10 protein-coding genes are annotated in these 12,384 nt (G+C 61.7%); 2 read left to right on the top strand and 8 right to left on the bottom strand.

What is annotated here, in order from left to right; translation table 11 throughout:
- Nucleotides 1–134: 134 nt before the first annotated feature.
- From J5J83_RS14180 to urtA, 8 genes are all read right to left on the bottom strand, one after another.
- Nucleotides 135–1,172 (bottom strand): aliphatic amidase, encoded by a 1,038-nt coding sequence (locus J5J83_RS14180; protein ID WP_212350185.1) that lies wholly within the window; start codon nt 1,170–1,172, stop codon nt 135–137.
- Between the two features lie 38 nt (nt 1,173–1,210).
- Nucleotides 1,211–1,552, bottom strand: coding sequence for a zinc ribbon domain-containing protein (locus J5J83_RS14175; RefSeq protein WP_212350183.1), 342 nt, complete (start codon nt 1,550–1,552; stop codon nt 1,211–1,213).
- Between the two features lie 69 nt (nt 1,553–1,621).
- A complete protein-coding gene (gene fmdA / locus J5J83_RS14170; protein ID WP_212350181.1) occupies nt 1,622–2,854 on the bottom strand; it encodes a formamidase in 1,233 nt (410 codons plus the stop codon).
- 21 nt (nt 2,855–2,875) lie between these two features.
- Nucleotides 2,876–3,565, bottom strand: coding sequence for an urea ABC transporter ATP-binding subunit UrtE (gene urtE / locus J5J83_RS14165; RefSeq protein WP_212350179.1), 690 nt, complete (start codon nt 3,563–3,565; stop codon nt 2,876–2,878).
- Between the two features lie 11 nt (nt 3,566–3,576).
- Nucleotides 3,577–4,320: an urea ABC transporter ATP-binding protein UrtD gene (gene urtD / locus J5J83_RS14160; RefSeq protein ID WP_212350177.1), complete on the bottom strand. Its 744-nt coding sequence runs from the start codon at nt 4,318–4,320 to the stop codon at nt 3,577–3,579.
- A gap of 18 nt (nt 4,321–4,338) precedes the next feature.
- Entirely contained in the window at nt 4,339–5,529 is a 1,191-nt protein-coding gene (urtC, locus tag J5J83_RS14155) for an urea ABC transporter permease subunit UrtC (RefSeq protein ID WP_212350176.1), read from the bottom strand.
- A gap of 26 nt (nt 5,530–5,555) precedes the next feature.
- Nucleotides 5,556–6,470, bottom strand: coding sequence for an urea ABC transporter permease subunit UrtB (urtB, locus tag J5J83_RS14150; protein WP_212350174.1), 915 nt, complete (start codon nt 6,468–6,470; stop codon nt 5,556–5,558).
- A 72-nt stretch (nt 6,471–6,542) separates the two neighbouring features.
- Nucleotides 6,543–7,799 (bottom strand): urea ABC transporter substrate-binding protein, encoded by a 1,257-nt coding sequence (gene urtA, locus J5J83_RS14145; protein ID WP_249115725.1) that lies wholly within the window; start codon nt 7,797–7,799, stop codon nt 6,543–6,545.
- A gap of 293 nt (nt 7,800–8,092) precedes the next feature.
- Here urtA and J5J83_RS14140 point away from each other — a divergent pair, with 293 nt between their 5' ends.
- Together J5J83_RS14140 and J5J83_RS14135 are read left to right on the top strand one after the other, a co-directional pair.
- Entirely contained in the window at nt 8,093–11,452 is a 3,360-nt protein-coding gene (locus tag J5J83_RS14140) for an ATP-binding protein (RefSeq protein WP_212350172.1), read from the top strand.
- Complete coding sequence (locus J5J83_RS14135) at nt 11,452–12,354, top strand: DNA-binding response regulator (RefSeq protein ID WP_249115724.1); 903 nt, start codon at nt 11,452–11,454, stop codon at nt 12,352–12,354. Before J5J83_RS14140 ends, J5J83_RS14135 begins: the two co-directional genes overlap by 1 nt.
- The last annotated feature ends 30 nt before the right edge of the window (nt 12,355–12,384 follow it).

Raw genomic sequence — 12,384 nt, 5'->3', positions numbered from 1 at the left:
GCTGCGCTCGGACAGCCGGTGCGGAAGGCCCCAGGAGGACGATGCCTGCGGCGGCGGGCCTGAAATCGCCTCTGCGCCAGCCAACGCAAGCTGTCACGCAGTGTGCCGGGCATGACGCCAGACCCGGCCGGCGTTCAGCGGTGTTCCGGTGCCTGATTCGGAATGCCGTCGATGGGGCATTCCGGGGTGCCCACCGTGCTGCGGGTGATGGCCTCCACCTTCTTGCGCGTGCCTTCCGGGTCATTGATCCAGTCGGCGTAGAAACCGTAAGGACAAGCGGCGACGCCCGAAGCCTCTTCGCCGGAGTTGATCTTGCCGGTGTAGCCGCGGTGCAGCAGCTTGAACAGGTGGTTCTGCGACTGCGCGTTCTTGCGGAAGTCGCGAATCAGGCTTGTCGACAGCTCGGCGTACTGGATGCCCATGTCCTCCTCGCCGCATTCGCCCAGCGTGCGGCCATCGAAGCCGACGATGGCCGAATGGCCGAAGTAGGAATACACGCCGTCGAAGCCACTGGCGTTGGCCACTGCAACGTAGCAGTTGTTCATCCACGCCATGGCCTTGGCCACCAGCACCTGCTGATCCTTGGCCGGATACATGTAGCCCTGGCAGCGCACGATCAGCTCTGCCCCCTTCATTGCGCAGTCGCGCCAGATTTCGGGGTAGTTGCCGTCGTCGCAGATGATGAGGCTGATCTTCATGCCTTTGGGGCCGTCGGACACATAGGTGCAGTCACCTGGATACCAGCCCTCGATCGGCACCCAGGGCATGATCTTGCGATACTTCTGCACGATTTCGCCCTGGTCGTTCATCAGGATCAGGGTGTTGTAAGGGGCCTTGTTCGGGTGCTCCTCGTGGCGCTCGCCGGTGAGGGAGAACACCCCCCACACCTTGGCCTTGCGACAGGCGGCGGCAAAGATCTCGGTTTCCTCGCCGGGAATGGCGGCGGCGGTGTCGTACATCTCCTTGGCGTCGTACATGATGCCGTGCGTGGAGTACTCCGGAAACACGACAAGGTCCATGCCGGGCAGGCCGCGCTTCATGCCGACCACCATGTCGGCGATCTTGCGTGCATTGGCAATGACTTCCGCCTTCGTGTGCAGGCTGGGCATCTTGTAGTTGACGACTGCGACGCCTACGCAGTCCTTGCTGCTGGAAATATCACCGTGTCTCATCTTGCGTGTCCTCGAAGCGGAGCGTCAGTGCTCCATGATTAATGGCTGATCATCCACGGGCGCTTGGTGGGAAAAGTCTTGGCGCCATCCGGGCTTTTCACCGTCGATCTGGAGATACCCGATCCGCAGCCGCAACCCGGCCCGTGGCGGTGGGTGGCGTGGTGCTCGGCGCTGGTCTTGGGCGCGTGGGCGGCACGTTCGTTGGTGGCGTGGGCGATGCGATTGGTGGATGACATCGTCGCCAGCGTCGGTGCACTGAGAATGACGCGCTCGGAGGCCTTGCCGCAGTAGGGGCAGATGCATGGATCGTTGCGGATTGCGATCGGACGATAGGCGGTGAAGTCACCGCAGTCTTCACAGCAGTATTCATAGGTCGGCATTTCGGCTCTCCTGGAGTCTGGCAGGGCAAAGTGCAGCGCGTCCGTAAGGACGCGCTGCAAGGGTCAGGTTCAGACCTTGTCGTAGGCGATCGGCAGGTCGGCCGTGCCGGTGATGAACTTGGTCGGTCCCGATGCGTTGGGGTTGATGTCGAACTCGAAGATCTCGGTCGGCAGCCACAGGGTGGCGCAGGCGTTCGGAATATCGACCACGCCACTGATGTGACCCTGTACCGGCGCGGTGCCGAGCAGCGAGTAGGCCTGGGCGCCGGAGTAGCCGAACTTCTTCAGATACTCGATGGCATTGAGGCAGGCCTGGCGGTAGGCGACATGCACGTCGAGATAGTGCTGCTTGCCCTGCTCATCGACCGAGATGCCCTCGAAGATGACGTAGTCCTTGTAATTCGGCGTGATCGGGCTGGGCTTGAAGATCGGGTTCTTGATGGCGTACTTCTCCATCCCGCCCTTGATCAGCGACACGCGCATGTGCACCCAGCCGGCCATCTCGATGGCGCCGCAGAAGGTGATCTCGCCATCGCCCTGGGAGAAGTGCAGATCGCCCACCGACAGGCCGGCACCCTTCACATAGACGGGGAAGAAGATCTTCGCGCCACGCGACAGATCCTTGATGTCGCAGTTGCCACCGTGCTCGCGCGGCGGCACGGTGCGTGCGCCTTCGGCCGCAGCCTTGTCGCGGGCTTCGCCCTGCATCTTGCCCATGTGGGCGGTCTTGGGGGCCGGCGGGTTGGCCAGCGGCGGCACGCGGTCGGGTTGGGTGGCGATGAAATCCACTTCGCGCTCGTTCCACATGTCGAGCATCTTCTGGTCGGGCAGGCAACCGATCAGGCCGGGGTGGATGAGGCCGGCGAAGTTCACGCCAGGGATATGGCGGCTCCTGGTGAACATGCCTTCGAAATCCCAGATCGACTTCTGCGCATGGGGGAAGTGCTCGGTGAGGAAACCGCCGCCGTTGGTCTTCGAAAAGAACCCGTTGAAGCCCCACAGGCTCTCTTCCTTTGCGCCGATGTCGAGCAGATCGACGACCAGCAGGTCGCCCGGTTCGGCGCCTTCGACACCGACCGGGCCGGACAGGAAGTGTACGGTGGACAGATCGACGTCGCGCACATCGGAGGCGTCGTCGTCGTTCTTGATCGCGCCGCCGGTCCAGTCATAGGTCTCGAGGACGAAGTCGTCGCCGGGCTTGACCCAGCACGCCATCGGGATGTCCGGGTGCCAGCGGTTATGCACCATTTCGTTTTCGTACGGGGACTGCTTCAGATCGACCTTGATCAGGGTTTCAGGCATGGCATACCTCTTTGGTGTGAGTTAGACCGACAGGAACTGCTTGATGCGCGCCTCGTCGGTATCCGCGCGCGTGCTTTCATGGACCAGACGACCGCCTTCGATGACAAACAGGCGGTCGGCGACATCCATGGCGAAGGAGAGGACCTGCTCGGAGACCACGATGGTGATCTGGCGCAGCTTGCGGATCTCGTTGAGCGCCTTGGCAATGTCCTTGATGATCGAGGGCTGGATACCCTCGGTGGGTTCGTCGAGCAGCAAGACCTTTGGGTTGGTGACCAGCGCGCGGGCGATGGCGAGCTGCTGCTGCTGGCCACCCGACAGGTTGCCCCCCTTGCGGCGGCGCATGTCCCATAGCACCGGGAAGAGGGCGTAGATCTCTTCGGGAATGTGCTTTTCGCGGGCGTTCTCGAGCCCGGTCTGAATGTTCTCCTCCACCGTCAGCGTGGAAAAGATCAGACGGCCCTGGGGCACATAGGCGATGCCCTTGGCGACGCGGCGATAGCTTTCGTCCTTCGACACCTCCTGCCCGTCGACCTCGACCGATCCCGAGCGGATGGGGAGTACCCCCATCAGCGACTTGAACAGGGTGGTCTTGCCCATTCCGTTGCGGCCCATGATGGCGACCGCCTCATTGCGTTCGGCCTTGAACGAGATGCCGTGCAGCGCCTCGCTCTGACCGTAGTTCACCACGACATCCGATACGTTCAGCATGATTGCTCCTGTCAGTGGCCGAGGTAGACGTCGATGACCTTGGGGTCGGCCTGAACCTTCTCCATCGAGCCTTCGGCGAGTATCTTTCCCTGATGCATGACGGTGACCTTGTGGGCGATGCGCGACACGAACTCCATGTCGTGCTCGATGACGATGACCGAGCGGTTCTTGCAGATGCGCAGCAGCAGTTCTGCGGTCAGCTCGCGCTCGCGCGCGCTCATGCCGGCAATGGGCTCGTCGAGCATCAGCAGTTCGGGGTCCTGCATCAGCAGCATGCCGATCTCCAGCCATTGCTTCTGGCCGTGCGACAGCAGGCCGGACTCGACGTCGAGGCGGTCGGTGAGGCCGATCATGTCGGCCACTTCGTTGACCTTGTTGCGGACCTCGTCGTCGCACTTGAACCCGAGTGCGCCAAACACGCCACGACCGCGGGGAAAGGAGACTTCGAGGTTCTTGAACACGCTCAGGTTTTCGTAGATCGACGGCGTCTGGAACTTGCGGCCGATGCCGGCGCGCACGATCATGTGCTCGGAGAGTCTGGTCATCTCCTCGTTCTTGAACTTGATGCTGCCTGTCGAGGCCTTGGTCTTGCCGCAGATGAGGTCGAGCAGGGTCGTCTTGCCGGCGCCATTGGGGCCGATCACGACCCGCAGTTCGCCGCGGTCCACATACAGGTTGAGGTTGTCGATGGCCTTGAAGCCGTCGAAGGACACCGTCAGGTCTTCCACGGCGAGCACGAAGTCGGTATTACTCATGATCTTCTCCGTTGTCGATCAGGCGGACTGGTTGCTGACCTTGGCGCCCAGGCCAATGTCGCTGGCGGGGGTGGAAGGCGTTGCTGCGGGTTTTGGGGGCGTCTCGATTGACTTTGCGGGCCCGGACCCCGATTTGCGTCGGACCAGCCTGGGTTTGACGTGGCTTTCGTACAGGCCGGCGAGGCCGTTGGGGAACACCATCACCACGCTGATGAAAAGTGCGGACATCAGGAACAACCACAAGTCGGGGAAGCTCTCCGAGAAATAGGTCTTTCCGAAGTTCACCAACAAGGTGCCGTACACCGCACCGATCAGGCTCATGCGGCCTCCGATGGCGGCGAAGATGACCATCTCGATCGACGGCACAATGCCGACGAAAGAGGGCGACATGAAGCCCACCTGCAGCGTGAACATCGCGCCACCGATCGCCGACAGCGCGGCGGCCAGGCAGAAGGCGAAGACCTTGAACATCGACACGTCGTAGCCCGAGAAGCGCACCCTGTCTTCCTTGTCGCGCATGGCCAGCAGCAGGGTGCCGAGCTTGCTGAGCTGGATCCAGCGACACAGCGCAATCGACCCCAGCAGCAAACCGACATTGATGAAATAGAGGATGTACTTGGCGCTGTCGGTGCGGATGTCCCAGCCCATCAGGGTCTTGAGGTCGGTCATGCCGTTGACGCCGCCGGTATAGCCCTGCTGACCGATGATCAGCACCGTCAGGATCAGGGCGACAGCCTGCGTGATGATGGCGAAATACACTCCGCCGACGCGGCGCTTGAACATCGCGTAGCTGATGATGAAGGCGAGCAGGGTCGGTATGGCGATGACCGCGATCAGCGTCAGCGGGAGCGATTTGAATGGAAGCCACCACGCTGGCAGTTCGGTCAGCTGGTTCCAGTCCATGAAGTCCGGAATGCCCGGCGTTGACTGGATGGCGGTACTGACGGGGTCCGATGCCTCGAGCTTGAGGAACATGGCCATCGCGTAACCGCCAAGGCCGAAGAACACGCCCTGGCCAAGACTGAGTACGCCACCGTAGCCCCACAGCATGACCAGGCCGATGGCAACGAAACCATAGGTGAGGTACTTGCCCACCAGGTTGAGGCGGAAGATGTCCATCAGCAGCGGAAACGCCACTATCAGGATGAAGGCGAGGATCACGAAGCTGCCGTAGCCGCCTCGCATCACCCGATTCTTGATTGCATTCATGGTTGGCTCTCCGGATTGGGCGGGGGTCAGCGACGGACCTTGGCGGCGAACAGGCCTTGCGGTCGCAGCATGAGGATGGTCACGATCATCAGCAGAGTCAGGACCTTCGCATTCGAGCCGCTGAGGAAGAACTCGGAAATCGACTGGGTCTGGGCGATGCCGAACGCGGATACCACCGTGCCCCACAGGCTTGCGGCGCCGCCGAAGGTCACCACCAGGAAGGCGTCGACGATGTAGAGCGAGCCACTGGTCGGCCCGGTGGAGCCGATGGTGGTAAAGGCCGCGCCGGCCACGCCGGCCACGCCGCAGCCGATGGCAAAGGTGAGACGGTCGGTGCGCGTGGTGTTGATGCCGATGGCGTTGGCCATGGTGCGGTTGGCGACGGTGGCGCGCACCCGCAACCCCCAGCGTGACTTGTACAGCGCAAGCAGGACGCCACCCGTGACGACCACGGTGAGTGCGAGCACGAACATGCCGTTGATCGGAATGTCCAGCCCTTCAGTGGGCGCCCAGGAGCCCATCAGCCAGTCGGGCAAGGTGGGGCTGACTTCCTTCGGACCGAAGGTGGAGCGAAACAGCTGCTGCATGCCCAGCGACAGACCCCAGGTGGCGAGCAGGGTGTCGAGCGGACGCTTGTAGAGGTGCCGGATCAGCGCCCATTCGGCCAGCCAGCCGAAGGCGAAGGCGATCAGGAAAGCGCATACGATGGCAATCGGGAAATAGACCTGGATCAGGCCAGGCGCGAGCGATTCGGTGAGGCTGGAAAACAGGAAGATGGTGTAGGCGCCGATGGTCATGAATTCGCCATGGGCCATGTTGATCACGCCCATCTGGCCGAAGATGATCGCCAGACCGAGGCCCATCAGCAGCAGCACCGCGAACAGGCTCAGGCCTGCAAAACCCTGCATCAGGGCGATGTTGTAGATTTCGTCGAATGTCATGACGGAACTCCCGGAGTGGATGCACTGGACGGTCGAAGGCCGCCGCGGCAGGTGCCGCGGCGGGCGTCCGTCTTACTGGTAGCCCTTGGGGAAGGGGTTCGGTTCGATCAACTCGGGGGATTCGGCCACAACCTTGAACTGACCGTCGGCCTGGCCCATGCCGATGCGGGTCTTGCTCCACAGGTGGTGGTTCTCGTGGATCTTGACGTAGCCTTCCGGGGCGGTCTTGAGTTCGATGCCGGGGGAGGCGGCCACGACCTTGTCCACATCGAAGCTGCCCGCTTTTTCGACCGCTGCTTTCCATAGCCAGGGGCCCAGGTAGGCAGCCTGCGTGACGTCGCCAATGACCGCCTTCGGGCCGTACTTGGCCTTGAATGCAGCGACGAATTTCTTGTTGTTGTCATTCTCGAGCGACTGGAAGTACTTCATCGAGGCATAGAAGCCTTCGAAGTTCTCGCCGCCGATGCCTAGCATCTCGTCCTCGGTGACCGACAGTGTCAGCAGGAACTGTTTGTTCGCGGTGATGCCGGCGGCCTTGAGTTGTTTGTAGAACGCGACGTTGGAGCCGCCGACGACCGCGCAGAAGATGCAGTCCGGCTTGGCGATCTTGATCTTGTTGATCAGGGAGTTGAAGTTGGTGTTGCCGAGCGGGTAGTACTCTTCACCGACGACGCTGCCCTTCTGGAAGTTCTCGATGTGCTTGCGTGCGATCTTCATCGAGGTGCGCGGCCAGATGTAATCCGAGCCCACGAGGAAGAACTTCTTCGCCCCCTTTTCCTTCTGCGCCCAGTCCAGACCCCAGATGATCTGCTGGGTGGCTTCCTGGCCGGTATAGATGACGTTCTTCGACTGTTCCAGACCCTCGTAGAAGGTCGGGTAGTAGAGCAGACCATTTTCCTTTTCGAAGATGGGCAACACCGCCTTGCGCGAGGCCGACGTCCAGCAACCGAATACGGTGGCAACCTTGTCATTGACCAGCAGCTTGCGCGATTTCTCGGCGAAAGTCGGCCAGTCCGAGGCGCCGTCTTCCTTGATCACCTTGATCTTGCGGCCGAGGATGCCGCCCATCGCGTTGATCTCGTCGATGGCGAGTTGTTCGGCCTGGATGGAGCCGGTTTCCGAGATTGCCATCGTGCCGGTGGCCGAGTGCAACTGGCCGACGGTGACTTCGGTGTCGGTAATGGCGAGGCCCGTGGTGTTTACCTTCGTGGTAGGAAAGGCCTGGCCGAAGCTCAGGCCGGACATGCTTACCAGCGGTAGCGCGGCAAGACCTTGCAGGAGGCGGCGGCGATCGAGGGACATCTTGCTCTGGTCGGACTTTGACGACATGGAATGACTCCTTGCTCAGCGGGTATGAAAGACATCGGCATGGCGCTGCAACCTCTGTCAGGTCGCTGCGGTGCTGCTGGGCACAATCTAGTCGCCGGGGAGAAATGCCCAAATACGTCGTTTGACGTACTGTCTGCCGCGTTGGATTGGTGCGGACGTGCACGCTTTTGGTGCGTGACGCGCTGGAGACGACGATCGCGGCGGCAGGACATCGGGGCCCTGCCTGACACGGGACCCGTGGAGCGAATCTTGCTGGACGGTGCCCAAGAGATCTCCATATTGCCGTCGCCGCCATGTCCGCCTCCACGCAGCGCATCTTCAGGGTTCGCCGCGACTACAACACGTGGGTCGCAAACGAAACCCTTGAGGACTACGCACTCCGTTACACACCCAGATCGTTTCGCCGTTGGTCGGAGTTCCGGGTCGCCAACACTGCGTTCGGTGCGGTGTCCTTTCTTGCCATGGAGGCGATCGGCGGCACCATGGTGGTCAATTACGGCTTTGCCAATGCCTTGATTGCCATCCTGGTCGTCGGTTTGCTGACCTTTCTGACCGGGCTACCAATCAGCTACTACGCCGCGCGTTACGGTGTGGACATGGATCTGCTGACACGGGGCGCAGGTTTCGGTTACCTCGGGTCCACCTTTACCTCGCTGATTTACGCGACCTTCACATTCATATTCTTCGCGCTCGAAGCCGCGATCATGGCGTTGGCATTGCAGATGGCCTTCGACTGGCCGATCGCATGGTGCTATGTCGTATCGTCGGCGGTGATCCTGCCGCTGGTGATCTATGGCGTTACGCTGATTTCGCGCCTGCAGTGGTGGACCCAGCCGCTGTGGCTGGTGCTCTGGTTGGGCCCTTTCGTCTTCATTCTGTTCGAGCAGCCGCAGGCCTTCGTCGACTTTGTCGGCATGGCAGGGCGCACCTCCGGTGACAGTGGCTTCAGCTGGATCATGTTCGGCTCTGCATGTACGGTGGCGTTCTCGCTCATCGTGCAGATCGGCGAGCAAGTCGACTTCCTGCGCTTCCTGCCGGAGAAGACGGAATTCAACCGGCGCCGCTGGTGGGCCGCAGTCGTCATCGCCGGACCGGGCTGGATTCTGCCCGGCATGCTCAAGATGCTCGGCGGCGCGTTTCTCGCCTTCCTCGCGTTGCAGCACGAGATTCGGCCGGCGAACGCAACTGAACCGACGCAGATGTATCTGGCCGCGTACGGCTATATCTTTGCCGACCCGTTCTGGGCGATTGCAGCGACGACGGTGTTCGTGATCATCTCCCAGATCAAGATCAACGTGACCAATGCCTACGCGGGCTCGCTGGCCTGGTCCAATTTCTTTGCCCGCGCGACCCACAGCCACCCCGGGCGGGTCGTGTGGCTTGTATTCAACGTGCTCATCGCGACGCTGCTGATGCTGTTCGGGGTGTTTCAGGCGCTGGAGTCGGTGCTGGGGCTGTATTCGAATGTGGCCGTGGCCTGGGTCGGCGCCCTGGTGGCAGACCTGGTGATCAACAAGCCCCTGGGCTTGTCGCCCAAGCACATCGAGTTCAAGCGCGCCCACCTGTTTGACATCAATCCCGTCGGTCCGGGGGCGATGCTGATCGCAGCTTCGGTGGCAATCCTCGCCTATGCGGGCTACTTCGGACACGTTGCGCAGGCTTTTTCGCCTTTCATCGCACTGTTCCTGGCCTTCCTGAGCGCGCCGATCATCGCGTGGCTGACGCGCGGGCGCTACTATCTTGCGCGGCAGAACCTGCCTGCCTGGCAACCGGGTGAGATGGTGCGTTGCGTCGTGTGCGAGAACCATTTCGAGTCTGAAGACATGGCCAGTTGCCCGGCCTATGCTGCGCCGATTTGCTCGCTGTGCTGCACGCTCGAATCGCGCTGCCATGACCGCTGCAAGCGTGGGGCACGGGCCGCAGAGCAGACCCAGCGATTGCTTGCACTGATCCTGCCTGCGGCGATTTCACGCCGGGTCAATTTTCGCGTCGGGCACTACATGTTGCTGCTGTTCGGGCTGTTCCTGATGATCGGAACGGTGCTTGGGATTAATTATTATCAGGCCTCCGTCAGTTCAGGCTTCGAACCCGGGGTCGATCATTTCCTGCGTAACGCCTTCGGCAAGAGCTTTGCGATGATGGCGATGCTGGCGGCGGTGGGTGCCTGGTGGATGGTATTGAGCAGCGAGAGCAGGCAACTTGCCGAGGATGAATCGAATCGGCAGAACCTGCTCTTGAGCCGCGAGATCGAGGCACACCGCCAGACCGACCATGCATTGCAACGGGCCAAGGAGGCGGCGGAGTCTGCAAACCGGGCAAAGACGCGATTCGTGACGGGGGTCAGTCACGAACTGCGGACCCCGCTCAACAGTATCCTCGGGTACGCTCAGGTCATGGCGCGTGATGCTCGCCTCGAAACCGATCAGCTGCGCGCAATCTCCACCATCCACCGCAGCGGCGAGCACCTGGCAAGCCTGATTGATGGCCTGCTCGACCTGGCCCGTATCGAGGCGGGGCGGCTGACGCTCGATCCGTCGGTCTTCGACCTGCCTGAGTTTGTCGAAGACCTCGAGCGCATGGTTGGTCCACTGGCGACCGGGAAGCAGCTCGATTTTCGTGTCGACGTGATCTCCGGGTTGCCGGGGCTGGTACGTGCCGATGTGAAACGTTTGCGTCAGATCCTGATCAATCTGCTCGTCAATGCGGTGAAGTTTACCTTTCAGGGCGAGGTTGTCCTGCGCATCGACTATCGTGCCGATGTCGCCCGTTTCGACGTCATCGACACCGGGGTAGGCATCGATGCGGATGACCTCGAGCGCATCTTTCTTCCCTTCGAACGCAGTGGTAGCCAGCACAGGGAGATCGGTACCGGGCTGGGGCTCACCATCACCCGCCTGTTGACCGAGCTGATGGGGGGCGAGCTGCGTGTCGACAGCGAGCTTGGAAAAGGCAGCCGTTTCGGCGTGCGTCTCTACTTGCCGGCGCAGACAGCGGCACTTGCGGAAGCGGAAGTCATGACGGCCGTGACAGGCTATGGGGGGCAGCGTCGGCGAGTCATGGTGGTGGACGATCAAAGTGAGCACAGACAATTGATTGCCGGCTTGCTGGAGCCCCTTGGGTTTGTCTGCAGTGGTGCGGCGAGCGGGCTGGATTGTCTCGCACAACTGGCATCCGAGGTGCCGGATGTGGTGCTGCTCGATATCAGCATGGCTGGCATGGACGGTTGGGCTTGCGCTGCGGCGATCCGGGCGGCAGGCCATGATGTCCCGATCGTGATCGTATCTGCCAATGTGTTCGACAATCGCCCGGACCTGCTGGGAGAGGCCGATTGCCAGGGCTTTGTCAGCAAGCCTGTGCGCGAATCGGAACTGCTGACCTGTCTTGGCAGTGTGCTTTCGCTCGAGTGGCTGCGCCTGGCCCCGCATCCTCGTGTGGTGGCGGATGAGGTCCCGGTCGGCACAATAGGCGCCGATGATCGGGCGCAGTTGATCGCCCTGTTGAAGCTGGGTCACGTTCAGGGCATACGTCGCGAGTTGGCGCGCGTGGCAGCCGAGTCGCCGGCTGCGGCACTTGTCTGCGCCCATCTTGTCGAGCTTGTCGATCGTTATGAGCTGGAACGTTGCCGGCATTTTCTGTTGGCGCAGGAGTCGTGATGGCTGGAATGCCCGAAGTCGAACGTGTGGTCATGCTGGTCGACGACATGCCTTCAGATGTTGATTTTCTTGTTCACGCACTGGATCAGGAGGGTTACACCGTGCTGGTGGCCTCCAGCGGCGAGGCTGCGGTGCGACTGATGGATCTGAGCGTGCCCGATGCGATCCTGATGGACGCAGTCATGCCGGGCATGGACGGCTTCGAGGCCTGTCGCCGGATCAAGGCTGTCGATGCCTACGCGCATGTGCCGGTCATCTTCATGACCGGTTTGGCGGAAACCGAGCATGTGCTTGCCGGATTCGCCGCAGGTGGTGTCGATTACGTGGTGAAGCCGGTGCGTATCCCCGAGGTGCTGGCACGCCTTGCGACCCACGCGCGCAATGCGCGCATGGCGAGATTGTCTCGCGAGGCGCTCGATATTGGCGGACACGGCGTCATCATGCTCGATGCGCAGGGGCGAATAGCGTGGCAATCGCCCCAGGCAATTGGCTGGCTTTCCGATCTGTTCGGCAGGCCTGCGGATGCAGCTGCCTGGCTACAGGCGCTGATCGAAGATCCTTCGCGCCGCGCCGGGCAGACCTTGCCCCTGCGCGATGGCCGCAGCCTGCACCTTCAGCCCTTGGGACCCGCTGGCATGGGAGAGACGCTGTTCTTTCTTTCCGTGCGCTTGCCGGGCATGAAGCATGTGACCGGCTCGAACCTGTCTTCGCTGACCCGGCGCGAGGCGGAAGTGCTGTCATGGGTGGCTAAAGGAAAAACCAACCGGGATATTGCCGACATCCTGGGTATGAGCCCGCGCACCGTTAACAAGCATCTGGAGCATGTGTTCGAGAAGCTGGGTGTGGAAACGCGTGCAGCCGCCGCCGCGCTCGCGATTCGGGAGCAGGAGGTCCGTGGCTGAAACCGGGGTGCGAATTATTGAAAGTGGATG

Origin of the sequence: Azoarcus sp. L1K30 (assembly GCF_018122735.1) — a bacterium.
Classification (GTDB): Bacteria; Pseudomonadota; Gammaproteobacteria; order Burkholderiales; family Rhodocyclaceae; genus Parazoarcus.
Note: the sequence above shows the minus strand (reverse complement) of the source record. Positions and strands in the feature narration are given on the sequence as shown.

Coding starts and splice junctions, on each gene's coding strand:
- J5J83_RS14180 (WP_212350185.1), bottom strand. CDS start 1,172: ATGAGACACGGTGATATTTCCAGCAGCAAGGACTGCGTAGGCGTCGCA.
- urtE (WP_212350179.1), bottom strand. CDS start 3,565: ATGCTGAACGTATCGGATGTCGTGGTGAACTACGGTCAGAGCGAGGCG.
- urtD (WP_212350177.1), bottom strand. CDS start 4,320: ATGAGTAATACCGACTTCGTGCTCGCCGTGGAAGACCTGACGGTGTCC.
- urtC (WP_212350176.1), bottom strand. CDS start 5,529: ATGAATGCAATCAAGAATCGGGTGATGCGAGGCGGCTACGGCAGCTTC.
- J5J83_RS14140 (WP_212350172.1), top strand. CDS start 8,093: ATGTCCGCCTCCACGCAGCGCATCTTCAGGGTTCGCCGCGACTACAAC.
- fmdA (WP_212350181.1), bottom strand. CDS start 2,854: ATGCCTGAAACCCTGATCAAGGTCGATCTGAAGCAGTCCCCGTACGAA.
- J5J83_RS14175 (WP_212350183.1), bottom strand. CDS start 1,552: ATGCCGACCTATGAATACTGCTGTGAAGACTGCGGTGACTTCACCGCC.
- urtB (WP_212350174.1), bottom strand. CDS start 6,470: ATGACATTCGACGAAATCTACAACATCGCCCTGATGCAGGGTTTTGCA.
- J5J83_RS14135 (WP_249115724.1), top strand. CDS start 11,452: ATGGCTGGAATGCCCGAAGTCGAACGTGTGGTCATGCTGGTCGACGAC.
- urtA (WP_249115725.1), bottom strand. CDS start 7,799: ATGTCGTCAAAGTCCGACCAGAGCAAGATGTCCCTCGATCGCCGCCGC.